The sequence below is a fragment of the Elioraea sp. genome (assembly GCF_051860475.1).
Lineage (GTDB): Bacteria > Pseudomonadota > Alphaproteobacteria > Acetobacterales > Acetobacteraceae > Elioraea.
Genome location: NZ_JBHYDW010000016.1, coordinates 35,455 through 54,448, shown reverse-complemented (window position 1 = coordinate 54,448; position 18,994 = coordinate 35,455). Strand labels below are relative to the sequence as shown.

The 18,994-nt window shown below is 70.7% G+C and carries 17 protein-coding genes; 11 read left to right on the top strand and 6 right to left on the bottom strand.

Going from position 1 to position 18,994, the window contains the following annotated elements; genetic code table 11:
- Both ACTIFU_RS05270 and ACTIFU_RS05265 read right to left on the bottom strand, forming a co-directional pair.
- Positions 1-2,141, bottom strand: a 2,141-nt coding sequence (locus ACTIFU_RS05270) for a molybdopterin-dependent oxidoreductase (protein WP_439577244.1), incomplete at its 3' end; no start/stop codon positions are given.
- Positions 2,138-3,778, bottom strand: a complete 1,641-nt coding sequence (locus tag ACTIFU_RS05265) for an NADH-ubiquinone oxidoreductase-F iron-sulfur binding region domain-containing protein (protein WP_439577243.1) — start codon at positions 3,776-3,778, stop codon at positions 2,138-2,140. The genes ACTIFU_RS05270 and ACTIFU_RS05265, both read right to left, overlap by 4 nt.
- 121 nt (positions 3,779-3,899) lie before the next feature.
- Between ACTIFU_RS05265 and ACTIFU_RS05260 the strand changes: the two genes are divergently transcribed.
- The 10 genes from ACTIFU_RS05260 to ACTIFU_RS05215 all read left to right on the top strand — a co-directional run bounded on the left by ACTIFU_RS05260 (position 3,900) and on the right by ACTIFU_RS05215 (position 13,500).
- Positions 3,900-5,042, top strand: coding sequence for a mandelate racemase/muconate lactonizing enzyme family protein (locus tag ACTIFU_RS05260; protein WP_439577242.1), 1,143 nt, complete (start codon positions 3,900-3,902; stop codon positions 5,040-5,042).
- Between the two features lie 7 nt (positions 5,043-5,049).
- Positions 5,050-6,054, top strand: coding sequence for an ABC transporter ATP-binding protein (locus tag ACTIFU_RS05255; RefSeq protein ID WP_439577241.1), 1,005 nt, complete (start codon positions 5,050-5,052; stop codon positions 6,052-6,054).
- A complete protein-coding gene (locus ACTIFU_RS05250; RefSeq protein WP_439577240.1) occupies positions 6,051-7,019 on the top strand; it encodes an ABC transporter ATP-binding protein in 969 nt (322 codons plus the stop codon). The genes ACTIFU_RS05255 and ACTIFU_RS05250 overlap by 4 nt, the downstream gene beginning before the upstream one ends.
- A 63-nt stretch (positions 7,020-7,082) precedes the next feature.
- The gene (locus tag ACTIFU_RS05245; RefSeq protein ID WP_439577239.1) at positions 7,083-7,547 is read left to right on the top strand and encodes a RidA family protein; all 465 of its coding nucleotides are present in this window, start codon (positions 7,083-7,085) and stop codon (positions 7,545-7,547) included.
- A gap of 24 nt (positions 7,548-7,571) precedes the next feature.
- A complete protein-coding gene (locus ACTIFU_RS05240; RefSeq protein WP_439577238.1) occupies positions 7,572-9,155 on the top strand; it encodes an ABC transporter substrate-binding protein in 1,584 nt (527 codons plus the stop codon).
- Positions 9,156-9,165: 10 nt separating this feature from the next.
- The gene (locus tag ACTIFU_RS05235; RefSeq protein WP_439577237.1) at positions 9,166-10,110 is read left to right on the top strand and encodes an ABC transporter permease; all 945 of its coding nucleotides are present in this window, start codon (positions 9,166-9,168) and stop codon (positions 10,108-10,110) included.
- Positions 10,107-10,934 carry an ABC transporter permease gene (locus ACTIFU_RS05230; RefSeq protein WP_439577236.1) on the top strand — a complete coding sequence of 276 codons (828 nt, stop codon included), beginning with the start codon at positions 10,107-10,109 and terminating at the stop codon, positions 10,932-10,934. Before ACTIFU_RS05235 ends, ACTIFU_RS05230 begins: the two co-directional genes overlap by 4 nt.
- A gap of 4 nt (positions 10,935-10,938) precedes the next feature.
- Entirely contained in the window at positions 10,939-11,568 is a 630-nt protein-coding gene (locus tag ACTIFU_RS05225) for a hypothetical protein (protein ID WP_439577235.1), read from the top strand.
- 10 nt (positions 11,569-11,578) lie between these two features.
- A complete protein-coding gene (locus tag ACTIFU_RS05220; protein WP_439577234.1) occupies positions 11,579-12,442 on the top strand; it encodes an alpha/beta hydrolase in 864 nt (287 codons plus the stop codon).
- Positions 12,443-12,444: 2 nt separating this feature from the next.
- Positions 12,445-13,500: an Ldh family oxidoreductase gene (locus ACTIFU_RS05215; protein ID WP_439577233.1), complete on the top strand. Its 1,056-nt coding sequence runs from the start codon at positions 12,445-12,447 to the stop codon at positions 13,498-13,500.
- 3 nt (positions 13,501-13,503) lie between these two features.
- Here ACTIFU_RS05215 and ACTIFU_RS05210 read toward each other — a convergent pair whose 3' ends face one another.
- The 3 genes from ACTIFU_RS05210 to ACTIFU_RS05200 form a co-directional block, all read right to left on the bottom strand.
- Positions 13,504-14,595, bottom strand: a complete 1,092-nt coding sequence (locus tag ACTIFU_RS05210) for a 4-oxalomesaconate tautomerase (protein WP_439577232.1) — start codon at positions 14,593-14,595, stop codon at positions 13,504-13,506.
- A gap of 7 nt (positions 14,596-14,602) precedes the next feature.
- A complete protein-coding gene (locus ACTIFU_RS05205) occupies positions 14,603-16,576 on the bottom strand; it encodes a tripartite tricarboxylate transporter permease (protein WP_439577231.1) in 1,974 nt (657 codons plus the stop codon).
- 66 nt (positions 16,577-16,642) lie between these two features.
- Positions 16,643-17,737, bottom strand: a complete 1,095-nt coding sequence (locus ACTIFU_RS05200) for a Bug family tripartite tricarboxylate transporter substrate binding protein (RefSeq protein ID WP_439577230.1) — start codon at positions 17,735-17,737, stop codon at positions 16,643-16,645.
- Positions 17,738-18,029: 292 nt separating this feature from the next.
- On the opposite strand from ACTIFU_RS05200, the gene ACTIFU_RS05195 reads away from it, so the two are divergent.
- The gene (locus ACTIFU_RS05195) at positions 18,030-18,596 is read left to right on the top strand and encodes a D-Ala-D-Ala carboxypeptidase family metallohydrolase (RefSeq protein ID WP_439577229.1); all 567 of its coding nucleotides are present in this window, start codon (positions 18,030-18,032) and stop codon (positions 18,594-18,596) included.
- Positions 18,597-18,620: 24 nt separating this feature from the next.
- Here ACTIFU_RS05195 and ACTIFU_RS05190 read toward each other — a convergent pair.
- Positions 18,621-18,994 (bottom strand): DUF599 family protein (locus ACTIFU_RS05190; RefSeq protein WP_439577228.1); only part of this gene is annotated, 374 nt, incomplete at its 5' end.

The window sequence follows — 18,994 nt, the reverse complement described above, 5'->3', positions numbered from 1 at the left end:
CGGGGCGGGCGCGCGTGTGCGACTTTGATCCGGGGGGCCGGCCGGGGGGCGCCCGGGAGGGGGAGCGCGGCGCGGCCCATCTGCACCTGGCGGTTCGTGTTCGTCACGGTACCGATCTTCTCGGGCCAGGCACTCGCAGGCAGCACGACGTCCGCGAGCACGGCCGTTTCTGTAAAGAACAGGTCCTGCACGACGAGATGATCGAGCCGGGCCAGGGCGGCGCGCGCATGGGCGGCGTCCGGATCACTCATGGCCGGGTTCTCGCCCATGATGTACATCGCGCGAATGCGGCGGTGGTACGCCGCGTCGATGATCTCGACGACCGTGAGTCCCGGCTCCGGATCGATCGATGCGCCCCAGACCGCATCGGCGTGTCTGCGCGCCTCCGCGTCGGTCACACGCCGATAATCCGGCAGCATCATCGGGATCAGCCCCGCATCCGAGGCGCCCTGGACGTTGTTCTGACCACGCAGCGGATGCAGTCCCGTGCCGGGCCGCCCCACTTGGCCGCAGATCAGCGCGAGTGCGATCAGCGCGCGCGCGTTGTCGGTGCCGTGCACCGACTGGCTGATGCCCATGCCCCAGAGGATCAGCGCCGCGCGGGCGCGGGCATAGGCGCGCGCGACGGTGCGGATCGCCTCCGCCGGCACGCCGCAGACGGGCTCCATCGCCTCGGGCGTGAACGCCTGCACGTGATCGGCGAGCGCAGCAAAGCCCTCGGTGTGCGCGGCGACGTACTGCCGATCATGGAGTTCCTCCGTCACCACGACGTTCAGCAACGCGTTCAGCAGCGCGACATCCGCGCCGGGCGCGAACCGCAGCACGTGGTGCGCATGCGCATCGAGCAGCGTGCCGCGCGGATCAGCGACCGCGAGCGTCGCACCGCGCGCGGCTGCGTCCTTCAGGAAGGTCGCGGCGACCGGATGGTTCTCGGCCGGGTTGGCGCCGATGACGAGGATGAAGTCGGCGTCCTTCGCGGCCGTGAACGGGGCCGTGACCGCGCCGCTGCCGATCCCCTCCAGCAGGGCCGCGACCGAGGCAGCGTGGCAGAGCCGTGTGCAGTGATCGACATTGTTGGTGCCGAAGCCCGTGCGCACCAGCTTCTGGAACAGATACGCCTCCTCGTTCGAGCCCTTCGCGCTGCCGAAGCCGGCGAGTGCGGACGGGCCCGCGGTGCCGCGCACCCGCCGCAGCCCCGCGGCGGCGCGATCCAGCGCCTCATCCCAGCTCGCCTCGCGGAACCTGGCGCGCGCGGCAGCGGGGTTCTCCGCGTCGGCCGGGTCCTTCGCCGCGCCATCGATGCGCACCAGCGGCACGGTCAGCCGGTCCGGGTGACGGACATAGTCGAAACCGAACCGACCCTTGACGCAGAGCCGCCCGAGATTGGCCGGACCGGTGCGCCCCGTGACCTCGACGATACGGTTGTCCTTGACGTGGACATCGACCTGGCAGCCGACGCCGCAATACGGGCAGACGGACGGTACGACGCGGTCCGGTGCCACGCCGCGCACGCCCTCGCGCACGACCGATCGCGGCAGCAATGCGCCGGTGGGACAGGCCTGCACGCACTCGCCGCAGGCCACGCAGGTGCTCTCGCCCATCGGCCGCGCGGCGTCGAACACCACGCGCACGCCCTCGCCGCGATGGGCGATGCCGATGACGTCGTTGTGCTGCACCTCGCGGCAGGCGCGCTCGCACAGGCCGCAGGCGATACAGGCATCGAGCTGGACGAGCATCGCGGGATGGCTTGCGTCCGGCGCCGGCGCGTCCGCGGTCGGTGCGAACCGGCTCGACGTCACGCCAAGACCAGCGGCGAAGCGCGCGAACGGCCCGTTCGCGTCACGTGGCGGATGGTCCGCCAGCAGCAGCTCGAACACCATCCGCCGGGTGCGCCGCGCCCGTTCGCTCGCCGTGCGCACCACCATTCCCTTGGCAGGCTTGCGGATGCAGGACGCGGCGAGCACGCGCTCGCCTTCGATCTCCACCATGCAGGCGCGGCAATTGCCGTCCGGCCGGTAGCCCGGACGGTCGAGATGGCAGAGATGCGGAATCTCGGTGCCGAGGCGCCGCGCGACCTGCCAGATCGTCTCGCCGTCGCGCGCCTCGACGGTCGCACCGTCGAGTGTGAAGCTGACGCTCACGGCACCGCCTCCGGCATGTGGCGCAGGATCGACAGCACCGGGTTCATCGCCGCCTGGCCGAGCCCGCAGATCGAGCCGTCCGCCATCGCGCCGGAGAGCTCGGTCAACAGCGCGCGGTCCCAGACCGGCGCGTCGAGCAGCACGGCTGCCTTGGCCGTGCCGACACGGCAGGGCGTGCATTGGCCGCAACTCTCGTCGCGGAAGAAGCGCACGAGATTGCGTGCGGCCTCGGCGGGATCATCCTGGTCCGACAGCACGATCACCGCGCCCGAGCCGACGAAGCAGCCATGCGGTTCGAGCGTGCCGAAATCGAGCGGCAGGTCAGCCATCGAGGCGGGCAGGATGCCGCCCGAGGCGCCGCCCGGAAGATAGGCGGCGAAGTGATGGCCGTCCGCCATGCCGCCGCAGAACTCCTCGATCAGCTCGCGCGCGGTGATGCCGGCGGGCGCGTCCTTCACGCCAGGGTCGCGCACCCGCCCTGACACCGAGAGCAGCCGTCGGCCCTTCCGGCCATGGCGTCCCTGCGCGGCGAACGCCTCCGGTCCGCGCGCGACGATCTCCGGCAGCCACCACAGCGTCTCGACGTTGTGGATCAGCGTCGGCCGGCCGAACAGGCCGCGCTCGCCCGGGAAGGGCGGCTTGTGGCGCGGATAGCCGCGCCTTCCCTCGATGCTCTCGAGCAGCGCGGTCTCCTCGCCGCAGATATACGCGCCGGCACCGCGCCGCAGATGAATCTCGCCGCGGAACGGTCCGGCGGCAAGCAGGTCGGCGATCGCACGGCGCATCGGCGCAAGCAGGTGCTGGTATTCGTCGCGCAGGTAGATCCAGCACGTCTCCGCCTCGACCGCATGTGCGGCGATCAGCATGCCTTCGAGGAACCGATGCGGCTCGGTCTCCAGGCACCAGCGGTCCTTGAAGGTGCCCGGCTCGCCTTCGTCGGCGTTCACCACCAGGTGGCGCGGTCCGGGATTGGCGCGCGTGAGCCGCCACTTGCGCGCCGTCGGAAACCCCGCACCACCAAGGCCGCGCAGTCCCACCCGCTCGACCAGCGCGGTCAGTGCGTCGGGGTCCGGAGCGGAGGCGAGTGCCGCGTAGCCGCCGCGCGCGCGGTAGGGGTCGAGCGAAGGCGGGTCGGGTATGGATGGGCGGTCGCGCAGGGCGCGCGCGACGGCCTCGACACTGGCCGTCTCCACCAGCGCATGACCCACTGCGCAGGCCGGTGCGCGATGGCACGCCCCCATGCAGGGCGCGGCGATCACGCGGGCCTTCGGCAGCGCCGTGCGCAAGGCATCATGCAGCGCCGCCGCGCCGGCCATCGCGCAGGGCAGGCTGTCGCAGACGCGCACGGTCAGCGCGGGTGGCGCCGGCGCGTCATCCGCGATCACGTCGAAATGCGCGTAGAAGGTCGCGGCCTCGAACGGCGCGACGTGTGGCAGGTTGAACAGGTGCGCGAGTGCGCGCAGATGCGCATGGCGGATGCAGGCGAAGCGGTCCTGCACCGCGTGCAGCGCTTCGATCAGCAGATCGGGCCGGCGCGGCAGGTCGCCGATCGCCTCGCTCACCTGCACCACCGCCGCCGGGTCGAGTGGTGCGCCGCGCGGGCCCGGGCGCGGTCTCCGCGCCCTGTCCGATGCCATGTCGTCCTTCCTCCCGCGCGAATCATGGAGCCGATCACGCGGACAGGCAATGCCGGGTCGCGCTGCCTTGACACTCCTCGGAGCCGCTGCGAGCGTCCCGGCCACGCTCAGGACGGAGCCCATGGCGCGCATCACCGATATCAGGCTCGTTGCTGTGCAGCATCATCTCGGTGCAGGCATGGCCTATGGCATGGCGCGCGGCCTCACAGCCCTGCGCGGCGCCGGCATCGTGCTGCTGGAGACCGACGCCGGCGTGCAGGGAATCGGCGAGGCCTGGGGGCCGAGCACGGTCGCGCGGGCCTATCTCGACCTGATCCGCCCCTACTTCATCGATACGTCGGTGTTCGGTGTGCGTGCGGTCGCACAGGGCATCTTCGCCAAGCACTACCATTTCGGCACGCAGAACCAGATGATCGCGGCGCTCTCGGGCATCGACATCGCCGCGCACGACGCGATGGGCAAGCTGTTCGGCGTGCCGGTCTCTGACCTGATCGGCGGACGCCAGCGTGACCGCGTGCCGGTCTATTGCTCCGGCGGCTACTTCACCGAGCAGGACGATCACCTCGCTGCGCTGTCGCGCCAGCTTGAGCCGCACGTCGAGTCGGGTTTCCCGGCCTTCAAGATCAAGCTCGGCCGCCGTCCCGACGAGGATGCCGTGCGCGCCCGGCTCGCGCGCAGTATCATCGGCGACCGCGCCCTGCTGACCGTGGACGTGAACGGCAACTACACCGTCGATGCGGCGCTCGAGAGCATGCGACGCATGGCAGATGCCGACGTGCACTGGGTCGAGGAGCCGCTCGCGCCGCAGGACTGGAGCGGCTATGCCGACCTCGCCCGGCGTGCGCCGATCCCGGTCGCGACCGGCGAGGCGCTCTACACGCTGTTCGACTTCCGCCGCCTGATCGACGGTCGGCTCGCCGCGATCCTGCAGCCCGACCTCGCGCTCTGCGGTGGGCTGGATGTCGCGCGTACCGTCGGCATCCTCGCTGGCGCAGAGCATCTGCGTGTCTCGCCGCATTGCTGGGGCACGGGGGTCGGGCTCGCGGCTGCGGTGCACTGGGTCGCCTCGCTGCCGACCTATCCGCATGGCGCGAACGTCCCCTATCCCGCGCTCGTCGAGTACGATGTCGGCGCCAACCCACTGCGCGACGAGCTGTTCGTCGAGCCGCTCCGGTTCGAGAACGGCCATCTGCACGTGCCAACGGGACCGGGCCTCGGCGTGACCCTCAACCCCGAGGCGCTGAAGCGCTTCGCCGTCGACTGATCCTGGGATGGCCGGCGCGCTGCTCGCGATCGAGGGTCTGCGCGTCGCGTTCCACACCGCCCACGGCACCGTGCAGGCGTTGGACGGCGTCAGCCTGTCCGTCGCAGCAGGCGAGACCGTGGCCGTGGTCGGCGAGAGCGGCTCCGGCAAGTCGGTGACCGCGCTCAGCGTGCTGCGGCTGTTCGGCCGCGGCGACCGGGTGGCGACCGACGGTGCGTTGCGCTTCGCGCGCGCCGACGGCGTGGTCGATCTGCTGCGCCTCGACGAGACAGCGATGCGCGCGATCCGCGGCGGCGAGATCGCGATCGTGTTCCAGGACCCCTCCGCCAGCCTGAACCCCGTGTTCACGATCGGCGCGCAGATCGCCGAGGTGCTGCGCCGGCATCGCGGGCTCGGCCGGGCGGAGGCGCTCGCCGAAGCGGCGAACCTGCTCCGCCGCGTCGGCATCGCCGAGCCCGAGGCACGGCTGCGCGCCTATCCGCACCAGCTCTCGGGCGGGATGCGCCAGCGCGCCATGATCGCGATCGCGATCGCCTGCGACCCACGGCTGCTGATCGCCGACGAGCCGACCACCGCGCTCGACGTGACGATCCAGGCGCAGATCGTGCGTCTGCTGAAGGACATCCAGCAGGCCCGCGGCATGGGGCTGATGTTCATCACGCACGACCTGGAGCTCGTGGGCGAGATCGCCGATCGCGTCGTCGTCATGTACGCCGGCCAGGTGGTCGAGACGGGGCCGGCCGCGGCGGTGCTGGCCGCACCCCGGCATCCCTATACGCGCGCGCTGCTCGCCTGCCGCCCGACGCGTGCCTACGCCGAGGACGGCGCCGACACGATCCGCATCAGCGCGATCCCCGGTGCGCCGCCACGCCCCGGCGCCCACGGGTCAGGCTGCCGCTTCGCCGATCGCTGCACGATGGTCGAGGCCGCCTGCCGGGACGCAGCGATCCCCTTGCGCCCGCTCGGCGCCGACCGCCTCGCGCGCTGCCGCCGCGCCGAGGAGGTGGCGTGACCGCGCCGCTGCTCGAGGCCACGCGGCTCGTCAAGCACTTCCCCCTGCCGCGCCATGGGCTCTCGCGGCGAGGCGCGGTCCGCGCGGTCGAGGAGGTCGATCTCGCGGTGCTGCCGGGCGAGGTGCTGGGCCTGGTCGGCGAATCCGGCTCGGGCAAGTCCACGCTCGGCCGGCTGGTGCTGCGCCTGATCGATCCGACGGCGGGCCGGATCGTGTTCGAGGGCCAGGACATCACGGCGCTGTCGCGCGGTGCGCTCCGCCCGCTGCGCCGGCGCATGCAGATGGTGTTCCAGGACCCCTATGCCTCGCTCAACCCGCGCCGCCCCGTGGGCGAGGCGATCGCCGAGGTGCTGCGGCTGCATGGGCTCGCGGGTCACGACGGCGGCACAGTGCGCGCGCGCGAGCTGCTTGCGCATGTCGGGCTGTCCGGCGACGATTACCCGCGCCTGCCGCGCAGCTTCTCGGGCGGGCAGCGCCAGCGCATTGCGATCGCGCGCGCCCTCGCGGTCGAGCCGAAGCTGCTGGTCGCCGACGAGCCGGTCTCCGCGCTCGACGTCTCGGTGCAGGCCGGTATCCTGACACTGCTGCGCCAGCTCCGCGCCGAGTTCGGCCTCGCGATGCTGTTCATCTCACACGACCTCTCGGTGGTCGAGGCGATGGCGGACCGGGTGATGGTGCTCTATCTCGGCCGCGTGATGGAGGTCGGGCCAGTGCGCGCGATCTTCACCGCGCCACGCCACCCCTACACCGCCGCCCTGCTCTCGGCCGCGCCGGGACGCGCGCTCGCGCACCGCATGCCGCCGCTCGCCGGCGAGATCCCGAGCCCGGCCGATCCGCCCTCGGGCTGCGTGTTCCGCACCCGCTGCCCCTTCGCGCTCCCGGCCTGCGCCGAGACCGTGCCCCAGCTGCGCGCGATCGCGCCCGGTCACTCCAAGGCCTGCATCCGTGACGACCTGTCGCTCTGACGGACCGTTGCGGCGCGCGGCCAATCGCGCGACGCTGCGGCCGAGACGCGGGGACCCGGACGCATGAGCATCGCCGAACGACTGCACCATCTCGGGCTTGCCCTGCCGCCGCCGCGCGCGCCGGCCTTCGCCTACGTCCCGGTGGTGGTCGAGGGCGGGCTCGCCTGGGTGTCCGGACAGCTCCCCTGGGCGGGCGAGGGTCTGCGGGCCGCCGGCAAGGTCGGCGGCGCGGTCGATCAGGCGCTGGCGAAGGACTGCGCGCGCGATTGCGTCCTCAACGGCCTCGCCGTGCTGGCCGAAGCGATCGGCCCGCTCGACCGCGTGCGGCGGATCGTCAAGGTCGTGGGCTTCGTCGCCTCGGCCCCCGGCTTCAACGCCCAACCCGCGGTGATCGACGCCGCCTCGACGCTGCTGGTCGAGATCTTCGGCGAACGCGGGCGCCATGCACGGTCGGCCGTCGGTGTGGCGGAACTGCCGCGCGACGTGCCGGTGGAGATCGAGTTCGTCGCCGCCATCGACGCGGCCTGACCGAGCACACGAAGGAGGAACGTCATGACAGGGTTTACGATCGGCCGACGCGAGGCGCTGCTCGCCGGTCTCGCCGTGGCGGCGATGCCGCGGATCGCCCGCGCGAACGACGACCTGCTCTACGGCCCGGCCGACCCGCAGGCGCGGCGCGGCGGGCGCGTGACGGTGGGCTCGCTGGTCGAGCCGCCGGCGCTCGATCCATTCCGCCAGGCGGCGGATGCGCGCATCCGCGTCTCGGTGCTCATGTACCAAGGCCTGTTCTTCGAGGATCAGTCGGGCGTCGCGCGGCCACTGCTCGCGCGCGGCGCCGAGGTCTCGGCCGACGGCCTCGCCTGGACCTTCCCGCTGCGCGAGGGGGTGAAGTTCCACACCGGCGCGACGATGAGTTCGGCGGATGTGAAGTACAGCTACGACTTCATGCGCGATCCGCGCAACGGCTCGCCCGGCGCGGGCGACCTCTCCTCGGTTGCCTCGATCGAGGCGCCGAACCCGTCCACCGTCGTTTTCCGACTGGCGCGGCCGAACGCCGCGCTGCCGATGACACTGACCAACAAGTACGGCGCGGTCGTTCCCTCGGGCTTCTTCGACGATCCCAACTCGGGCACGCGGATGAACGAGGTTTCGGTCGGCACCGGGCCCTACAAGCTGCGCAGCTTCCGGCCGAACTCGGCGATCGTGATGGAGCGCTTCGCCGACTACTGGCAATCGGGCCAGCCCTATCTCGACGAGATCACCTTCGCGGTGATGCCGAACAGCGCTGCGATGGCGGTGGCGTTGCAGGCGCGGCGGATCGACCTCGCGGTGTTCTCGCGCCCGCAGGACACCCAACCGCTTGAGCGCATCGCCGGGCTGGAGGTGAAGCGCTGGCCCTCGCTCGGGCAACGCTCGGTCGATCTCGACTGCAACTATGGGCCCCTGAAGGACGCGCGCGTGCGACGCGCGATCGCGCTCTCGATCGACAAGAAGACGGTGATGGACGCCTCGATCGCCGGCTACGGCACGGTAATCGGCACGATGGTGGCGGGCATGCAGGAGACCTGGGGCGTACCGCTCGACCAACTGCCGAACCAGACCGTCGATCTCGACCGTGCGAAGCGCCTGCTGGCCGAAGCGGGGCATCCGAACGGGTTCGAGATCGATCTGACGACGATCATCGGTTATGACTGGATGGACCCGGCGGCGCTGACGATCGCCGAGCAGCTCCGCCGCGTCGGCATTCGCGCGAACATCAGGCGCGTCGAGCTCGGCGTCTGGATCCGCAACTTCCGCGCCCGCGAGATGGGGTTCACCTTCAACGACTGGGGCACCACGCCCGACCCGAGCCTGCTCTACTACCGCCACTTCCGCGCCGCGCCCCAGGGCGCGGATTTCCGCAACTGGAACCATGCGCGGGCAAGCGAGCTGCTCGACCGTGGCCAGGAGGTCGCCGACCCGGCCGAGCGCAAGCGCATCTACACCGAGTTCCAGATGCTGCTTGCCGAGGAGGTGCCGACCATCATGCTGTTCTCGGCCGACCTGCTCACGGTGAACACGGCCCGGCTGCGCAACTACCAGCAGCACGGCACAGGCTGGTATTTCGGGCTCGCCAAGGCGTGGATCGCGTCCTGACGCCAGCATCATGGCGGTGATGCTCGCGCGGCGGCTGGGCTCGGCCGCCGCGGCCGCGCTTCTGTCCGCGCTCGCGGTGTTCCTGCTGATGCGCGCGGTGCCGGGTGACATCGTCGGGCAGATGCTCGGCCAGTCCGGCACCGACCGCTCGGCCGAGGAGGCGCTGCGCGCGTTCTTCGGCCTCGACCGGCCGGTGCATGCGCAGTTCCTGGACTGGCTCGGGCGCACGCTCACCGGCGATCTCGGGACGTCGTGGTACCAGGGGCGGCGCGTCACGGCGATGGTCGCCGAGGCGTTCGGCGTCACGGCGCAGCTCGCGCTGCTCACGCTTGCGGTCTCGACGCTGATCGGCGTGCCGCTGGGGATGCTCGCCGGCATCCGCGAGGGCACGCGGCTCGACACCGCGATCCAGACTTTCAACCTGCTCGGACTGTCCGCCCCGGTGTTCTGGGTCGGGCTGATGCTGCTGGTCGGCGCCTCGGCGTTCCTCGGCTGGTCGCCGCCCTTCATCTGGCGCGACTTCGCCGACGATCCGGCCGAGAACCTCGCGATCATGCTGCTGCCGGTGATCAGCCTGGCGATCCTCCAGGCTGCTGCCTACAGCCAGTTCGTGCGCGGATTGATGGTGGCTGAGCTTCGGCGCGAGCACATCCGCACGGCGATCGCCAAGGGGCTGACACCGCGCGAGATCTACTTCAAGCACGCGCTGCGCAACGTGCTCATCCCGCTCACCACGTTCATGGGGCTGATCCTCGTGCAGATCCTCGGCGGAGTGGTGGTGATCGAGTCGCTGTTCTCGCTGCCGGGCCTCGGGCGTCTCATCCTCTCGGGGCTGCAAGGTCGCGACTATCCGGTCGTGCAGGGCGCGCTGCTGTTCGTCGTGCTGATCGCGATCGGCATCAACCTGCTGGTCGATCTGCTCTATGCCGCGATCGACCCGAGGCTGCGGCCGTGATCGCCGCATCCGCGATCGCCGGCGCGCGCATCACGCCCGGACTTGCGCTCAGTCTGGGGCTGCTCGCGGCCTTCGCAGTGGTGCTCGTCGCGCCGGGACTGGTCGCGGTGCAGTCGCCCTACGACGTCGATCCGTCGCGCGCGCTGCTCGCACCATCGGCGACGCACCTGTTCGGCACCGACGACGTGGGCCGTGACGTGTTCGCGCGCATCATCCATGGCGCGCGGGTCACGCTGGGGCTGGTTGCCGGCTCGCTGCTGCTCTCGGCGCTGATCGGCGGCGGGCTCGGCGTGGTGGCAGGCTATGCCGGCGGGTGGTTCGACCTTGCCGCGGGTCGTCTCGCCGACATGATCCTGACCTTCCCGCCGATCATCGCCGGCGTCGTCATCACCGGCGTGCTCGGCCAGGGGGCTGGCAATCTCGTGCTCGCGCTCGCGGTCGTGTATCTGCCGACCTTCTTCCGCATCGCGCGCTCGGGCGCGCTGTCCGAGGCCGCGCGCACCTATGTCGAGGCCGCGCGCGCGCTCGGCTTCCCGGAGTGGCACATCCTGCTGCGCCAAGTGCTGCCGAACGTGCTGCCGTTGATCGTGCTGCAATACGTCATCCTGTTCCCGCTCGCGCTCCAGATCCAGGCGGCACTCGGCTTCCTCGGTCTCGGCGTCGCCCCGCCCACGCCGGACTGGGGGGCCACGCTCGAGCAGGGCAAGAACTTCATCCTGGTCGCCTGGTGGCTGTCGCTCTGGCCGGGCGTGTTCCTGCTCGCCTCGGCCGTCGCCGTGACGCTGCTGGGTCGGGCGCTGCGTGAGCAGCTTGGGGGAGACTGACGCAGTGACGATCGCCTTCGCCGCGACCGAGGACGTGCTCGCACCCGGCCAAAGGGCGACCCTACCACCGGCCGCGCGCGCGCTCTATGTGCGCAGCGGTCGAGTGGTGATCGCGCATGACGGGGCCGAGACGACGCTGACCGAGGACAGTTGCGCGCTGATCGCCGGCGCGGCGACGCTCGCCGGCGACGGTGTGGTGTGGGGCTTTGAGGCGACGCGCAGCATGGCCGCGCCCGATCCGCTGCGCACGGTGCTGCACGTGACGCTGCCGCGCGATCCCGATGCGCCGCTGCTGCTGCGCGCGGACCGCGTCGACTTCCCGCCGGGCGCCGCCACACCTCGGCACGGCCATGCCGGCCCCGGCATCCGGCGCCTGATCGCCGGACGCCTGTTCGCCGAGATCGGCACGACGCACCGCCGCATCGACGCGGGCGAGACCTGGTTCGAGTCCGGCGAGGAGCCGGTGGTCGGGCGCAACATCGCCCCGGCCAGCGCGTTCGTCCGCTGCATGGTGCTCGATCCCGATCTGCTCGGGCGTCCGACCTTCCGTCCCGACTCGGCGGAGGATGCCGCCAAGCCGCGCGCGGTCGGCTACCGGCCGTTCTTCGACACCATCGTCACCCTGCCACATTGAAGGACACGCGATGCCCGACACGTCCAGACTCTGGCACGGCATCTCCCCGGAGGAGCACGAGGCGCAGTACAATCCACGCGCTGCGGTGACGGATTTCGCCGACTGCCAGGCACGCCATCAGCAATGGAGTGCTGCGGCCGCATCGCGCCTCACCGCCACGCGCGACGTTGCCTATGCCGAGGGTGCGCTCTGCACGCTTGACATCTATCCGGTGCCCGGCGTGGCGAACGCGCCGGTGCATCTGTTTTTCCACGGCGGCTACTGGCGCGCGCAAGACAAGGCGAACTTCGCCTTCGTCGCCGAGGCACTGGTCGCGTCCGGCAGCCTCGCGGTGATCGCCAACTACCCGCTCTGCCCCGCGGTAGCCCTCGACGAGGTGGTCGCGGCGGCGCGTGACGCGATCGCCTGGACGCATCGCCACATCGCCCAGCACGGCGGCGATACGACACGGCTGACCGTGTCGGGCCACTCGGCGGGTGCGCATCTGACCGCCGCCGCGCTCGCCGCGGATTGGGCGGCGCGCGACCTGCCCGCCGACATCGTCAGCCGCGCGGTGATGGTCAGCGGCATCTTCGATCCCGCACCGGCCATCGGCACCAGCGTGAACGCCGAGATCCGCCTCACGCCCGAGCTCGCTGCGCGGCACGACTTCGAGCGCATTCCGCCGCGCCTCCTCTGCCCGTGCTGGATCGTCGTCGGCGGGCGCGAGCCGTGGCACTGGATCGACCAGTCCTTCCGCTATGCGCAGCACCTGCGCCGGCAGGGCGGCGACCCTGGGGTGCTGGTGATTCCCGGCCGCCACCACTTCGACATCCTCGATCTCGTGCGTGACGAGGCAAGCGACCTCGGCCGGATCATGCGCGGAAGGGCATAAGCATGAGCGAACCGATCCGTGTCCCTGCCGAGACGCTGCGACGCTTCACCGCCGCGCTGTTCGCCGCCGAGGGCGTGCCGGAAGCCTCGGCAGCGCGCATCGCCGAGTGCCTGGTGCTGGCCGATCTGCGCGGGGTCTCCACGCACGGCGTGTTCCGCGTCGCGACCTATCTGAAGCGGCTGCGGCTCGGCCTGTTCGAGCCGAATCCAGCAATCGTGGTCGAGCGGGTCGCGCCGGCGATGGCGGCGATCGACGGCGGCAACGGCTTCGGCATGATCGTGGCGACGCGCGCGATGGACGAGGCGATCGCGATCGCGCGCGAGTGCGGCATCGGCATGGCGACGGTGCGTCGATCCACGCATTTCGGCATGGCGGCGTGCTACCCGATGCAGGCGATCGCTGTCGGCATGATCGGCATCGTCTGGACCAACGCCTCGCCCGCCCTGCCGCCCTGGGGCGGGCGGGCGCCGTTTTTCGGCACCTCGCCGATGGCGTATGGCGTGCCGGCGGGCGAGGAGGAGCCGTTCCTGCTCGACATGGCGATGACGGTGCTGGCGCGCGGCAACGTCTTCGTCGCCAAGAGCCGGGGCGAGCGCATCCCCGAGGGGCTCGCGCTTGACGCCGAGGGCCGACCGACCACCGATCCGGATGCCTTCCTCGCCGGCGGCTCGATGCTCGCCTTCGGCGGCGTGAAGGGGGCGAGCCTGTCGTTCCTGATGGACATCCTGGGCGGCGTGCTGACGGGCGCGGCCTTCGCCGGGACGGTCGGCAATCCGCACAAGGATTTCGACCGGCCGCAGGGCACGGGTCATCTGCTGCTGGCGATCGATCCGGCGCGGCTGATGCCGATCGAGACGTTCCGTACCCGCATGGACCACCTGATCCGCGAGACGAAGCGCCAGCCGCGCGCCGCCGGCGTCGACGAGATCCTGATCCCGGGCGAGCGCGAGGCTCGGCGGATGCGCGACACCCTCCGCGACGGGATCGCGCTCGGGCCGGAACTCGTGTCGGCGCTGCGCGCGGAGGCGGAGAAGACGGGGGTTGCCGTGCCGTTCTGAGGGCTATCCGGAGAACGCCTTCGCCGGCACGAAGACCTGCCCGTCCATGATCTTGCGCGCGGTGCGGATCACGCCGCCGCCGATCACGTCCATCGCCGCCCCCTGGCCACGCGTGGCGAGTGCCACCTCGAATACGCCCGACGGATGCTCGACCACGACGAGGCGATCGTCGCCGGGCGGACGCACGGCGATCCCGTCGGCGACCGAGCCCTCCATCATCGCGCAAGTGGAGACGCAGATCGCACCGGTGACCGCATGCGCGGCGTGCGTCTTGTGCGGGACGAAGTAGCGCGACGTCACTGCCCCGCCCCGTCGCGGCGAGCTCAGGATCGCCGCCTTCGGGATCACCTTGTCCGACACGTCGCCGAGCCCCATGCGCTGGCCGGCCTCGCGCCGCAGCGCTTCGAGACGCGCGAAGAAGTCGCGGTCGGCGTCAAGCTCCTTGGGCGTCTCGTAGCCGGTCTTGCCGAAATCCGCCGCGCGGAAGATCACCATCGGCATCGCGACGTCGATCAGCGTGGCCGGCACGCCGTCGATCAGCTCCTGCGCCTTGCCGGTCGGCAGCAGGCCCGAGGTCTTGGAGCCGACGATGTCGGCGAAGTTGAGCCGCACGGGGGCCGCGGTGCCCGGCACGCCGTCGATCGCGACATCGCCGGTGTAGCGCACCTTGCCGCCAGGAGTCTGGATGATCGCCTCGATGCGGCTCTCGGTGTTGACGTTGAAGATCATCACGCGCGTGACACCGTCCACGGCCGTCACCATGCTGCGCTCGATCGCGAACGGCGCCACACCCGCGAGCATGTTGCCGCAAGACGGGCTCGTATCGACCAGCGCCTTGTCCACCGAGACCTGGGCGAACAGGTAGTCCACATCGACGCCGGGGTGCTGCGACGGCGAGACCATCGCCACCTTGCTGGTCAGCGTATCAGCCCCGCCGAGCCCGTCGATCTGACGCACATCCGGAGAGCCCATCGCGGCGAGCAGCACGCGGTCGCGCGCGGCGGTGTCGGCGGGCAGGTCAGCGAGCCGGAAATACGGGCCGCGCGAGGTGCCACCCCGCATGAACAGGCAGGGGATCGCGACCAGATCGTCCATGGATGCCTCAGCGGAACGGCCAGGGAAGGTCGTACATATCCTGGAGCAGCCCACCCGGGAAGACGAGGTTCAGCGCGTTCGCAAGCACGAGGATGAACGCCGCCGCGGCCGCGGTGAGAACAGCGGTCTGCGTCCAGGACGAGCCCGCGACCCGCCGCAGGAAGGCGACGAAGAACAGCAACAGCGCGGCGAAGAAGCCGACGACCGACACGAGCGCGACGAAGCCCGCGAACCAGAGCAGGAACGGCCAGGGTCCCGCATCCTTGGCATTCGCGTCGCCGTCGAAGTTGACCGTTCCAGCGCCGTCCGTGCCGCGCAGCAGCCCGACCAGCACAAGCAGTGCCGCGATCCCGCCCACCACCGCGACCCCCACCGGCATGATCAGGGCAAGGAACGAGTTCTGGATGCCCTGCTGAAACGCGAAGGCGAATGCGCCGAGCACCGCGAGCGTGAAGAGGATCTGCGGCATGAGGTTGCGCGCACGCGCCTCCGCCGCGCTGCCTTCGGTGTTGACCGTCACCGACCCGCCGGGCCGGGCGCGCAGCCCCGCCCAGAGCGACACCAGCGTGAGGGCGAGAATGATCAGCACCATCGGACGCGAAAGGAAGGACCAGCCGGCGAACTGAACCGCCTGGTAGAGGTAGCGCTCGGCGCCGCTCGCCAGCACGAAGCCGATCAGGAACCCCGGGCGCGACCAGCCGAAGCGGCGCAGGAACACGCCGATCAGTCCGATCACCAGCAGCGAGATCAGGTCGTTCAGGCTGCGCGTCGCCTGGAACGCGGCGAACGAGATCGCCATGATCATGAACGGCGCGATCAGGGCGTAGCGGATGGCGGTGAGCTGGGCGATGCCGGGCGCCAGCATGATGCAGAGCGCGGTGCCGACCACGTTCGCGAGCGCAAGCGACCAGATGATCGTGTAGGTGATGTCAAGGTTGCGATCGGCCATCGCCGGCCCGGGCTGCAGCCCGAGCAGGATCATCGCGGCGAGGAAGATCGCCATCGATCCCGACCCGGGAATGCCGAACAGCAGGGTCGGCAGCAGCGCACCGGCGGCGGTCGCGTTGTTCGCGCTCTCGGGAGCGATGACGCCGCGGATGTCGCCCTTGCCGAACTTCTCGCGATCCTTGCTGGTCTGGACCACGTGGCCGTAGGCGATCCAGTCCACCACGCTGCCGCCGAGGCCCGGGATCGCGCCGATCAGCGCGCCGATCCCCGCGCAGCGCAGCGCGAGCCACCAGTTCTGCAGCGTGTCGCGAATGCCACGGATCCAGCCGCGGCCGAGCGGGGCGCGGTCGGCGATCGCGCTGCCGCCGCGCAGCAGGTCGACGAGCTCCGGCAGCGCGAACAGGCCGAGCCCGACGATCACCAGCGGCAGCCCGTCCATCAGATAGAGGCTGCCGAACTCCATCCGGTACTCGCCGGTGGCGGGTGCGGCGCCGATCATGCCGAAGGCAAGGCCCAGGCAGCACGCGGCCACCCCCTTCAGCATGTTCGACCCCGACAGCACGCCGACCATGGAGAGCCCGAACAGCGTCAGCATGAACAGCTCGGCCGAGCTGAACAGCAGCAGGATCGGCCGCGCGATCAGCACGAAGAAGGTGAGGATCGCCGCGCCGAACAGGCCGCCGATCAGCGAGGCGAAGAACGCTGCCGACAGCGCGCGCGCTGCCTCGCCCTGCTTCGCCAGCGGGAATCCGTCCAGCACCGTCGCCTGGCTCGCCGAGGAGCCGGGAATACCCATCAGGATCGAGGTGAAGGTGTCGGAGGTCGGAATGATCGCGACCAGCCCGATCATCATCGCAAGCGCGGAGGTCTGGTCCATGCCGTAGATGAACGGCAGCAGCAGCGACAGCCCCGCGATGCCGCCCAGCCCCGGCAGCACTCCGACCACCAGGCCGAGGCAGATGCCGACCAGCAGGAACAGGCCGTGCTGCAGCGTCAGCAGCCCCGCCAGTGCATCGAGCATCGCCGCGGTCATGGGGACTTGCTCTCCGGACGTGCCCGATCGGAAAGGCGGGCCGCCGCGCAGGCGGCCCGGGTCGCGTCAGCCGAAGCGGACGTTGTAGTTGCTCGAGAGGAACTCCCGCACCCAGGCGCGCGCCTCGGGCGCGATCGTCGTCGCAACCTTGTACAACCCCTCCACCTGATCGCCGACGGCCTGCTCGTACTCGCCGAGCACGTCGCCCTTCCTGGTCTGCAGATCGGCATCGGCGACCGCGTCGGCGAACGCCTTGCGATAGGCGGCGACGATCTCGCGCGATGTGCCGCGTGGCAGCATCGCCGGCTTCTGCGCCGCGAAGCCTGAGCCGAAGAAGGCGAGATAGGCGTCGAACTCGACCCCCGACGGCTTCCTGCCGTGCATCATCTCGTACGCCTCGACGAAGTGCGGCAGGTCGGGGAAGGTCGGGTCGCGCGCGACCTGGCCGTTCGCGTCGAGCACGCCCCAGGAGAACATCGGCACGGCGGTACCGGCCTGCACCAGCGGCGTCACCTGGGTCAGGTAGGCGGCCGAGGTCTGGTAGTCGATCGTCGCCTCGCCCCGCTCGAAGGCGAGCCTCCCCTCGCCGCGCCCGCGCATGCCGAACACGAAGCGCACGTTCAGCCCCATCACCTTGAATGCGAGCATGGGCACGAGATCGAGCGACGTCGCTCCCTGGCTGCCGTAGACCAGCTCCTGGTCCTTCAGCTTGCCGAGCTCGCTCGCGTTCTTGACGCCGAACCGCGCCGGCAGATAGGCCACACCGCCGGTGGGCGAGACGAGCACGGGGGGCATCTGCGCGTAGTCGTAACGTACACGCGCGTCGCCCAGCAGGAACGGGAACTGGGTCGAGCCCGAGGTGCCGATGAAGGTCGAGCCATCGTTGCGTGCACGCAAATAGAACTCGTTGGTGCCGGTGATCGACCCGCCGCCCGGTACGTTCCGGATGATCACGTTCGGCCGGCCCGGCAGGTACTTGGCGAGATAGGGGGCGAAGAACCGCGCCCAGACGTCGGACCCGCCGCCCTCGGCGAACGGGATGACCCACTCGATGGTCCGGCCGCTGAAGTCGACCGCGCGCTGGGCGATCGCCGGCCGGGCGAGCCCGGCGGCTCCTGCGGCCGTACCCAGCAGCGCCGCACGGCGGCTGATCCTGATCATGCGCATCCTCCCTTTGCAGTCGTTTCCCGCGCCCTGCGGGTCCAGTGCGTGAGCCTTGCCGTCCGCGCCCTTCCAGGTCAAGCGGAACGGTCACCGCATCCCCGCGCGGACAGCAGCGGGACGTCCTCGCAACCGCTGCGCGAGGGACGGGCGATGCCGGGACACGGCCGTGACTCCCGATCGCCACGGGGTTGGCCCCGGGCGGGCCGGTATGAGGGCCGTCACGCCGCCTCGCTCCGGCTTCCGCTATGCTGCCCCGCACGGGCAGCTCCGTCGGGAGGAGACCTGATCCATGTCGTTCAGCCGCACCCTGTTCGACGAGTTCGTCGCCTCGCTGAACCTCAAGTACTTCAATTCGGGCGAGCTTCTGGTCGGCCGCTACCGCGAGGGCAACGGCCCGCCGCCGCTGAGGCTCTGGCACAACATCGCGCCCACCATCACGATCGTCGACGCGCTGCGCGAGGAACTCGGAAGCTCGGTCAAGATCATCAGCGCCTATCGCACCGAGGCCCACAACAACAACGGCAATGCCGGGCGGGCCAAGCTCAGCCAGCACCAAGCGTACACGGCGCTGGACATCCAGACGCCGGGACACTCCGTCGAGTCGGTCGCGACCCTGCTGACGGGCTGGCAGAACGCCAAGTGGTTCTACTGCCCGCTCGCCTTCCAGCGGAAGGCCGAAAGGGTCAAGGCCGGGAACATCCCGTTCGGCGAACTGCCGCGCACCTTCAGCCTCGGCGCGCTCGGCGTCTGGTTCACGTTCCGCGGCTACATCAAGGCCTATCCGAGCAAGAGCAGCAACTTCGTCCACATCGACACGCGCGGGGATCTCGCCGGCAGCGGTGCGGACGGCGACTGATCGCTGGCCGCCCGGCCGGGAGACTCAGCGCCCCGTCGCCTGCAGCGCCTCGCGCGCGACCGAGCGGAACTCGCGCCGGTGCAGCTCGGCCAGCACCAGCAGGCTGGCGAGGATCAGCGCAAGCGGGTGGACCAGCCAGGTGATCGCCGCGAGCCCGAAATAGTACGCGCGCAGGCCGGTGTTGAAATGCCGCGCCGCCCGGTTGGCGACGCGCGCGGCGATCTCGGCCTGGGCGAAGGCGGCCGCGTCGGCGGTCGGGCCGATTCCGCCGACGATGATCAGGCAGTAGTTGAACTGGCGCAGGCTCCAGGTCAGCTCGAAGAATGCCGAGACGAAGATCAGCAGCAGCAGACCGATCTTGATCTCCCACAACACCTGCGTGGTCGGCGCGGCGAAGG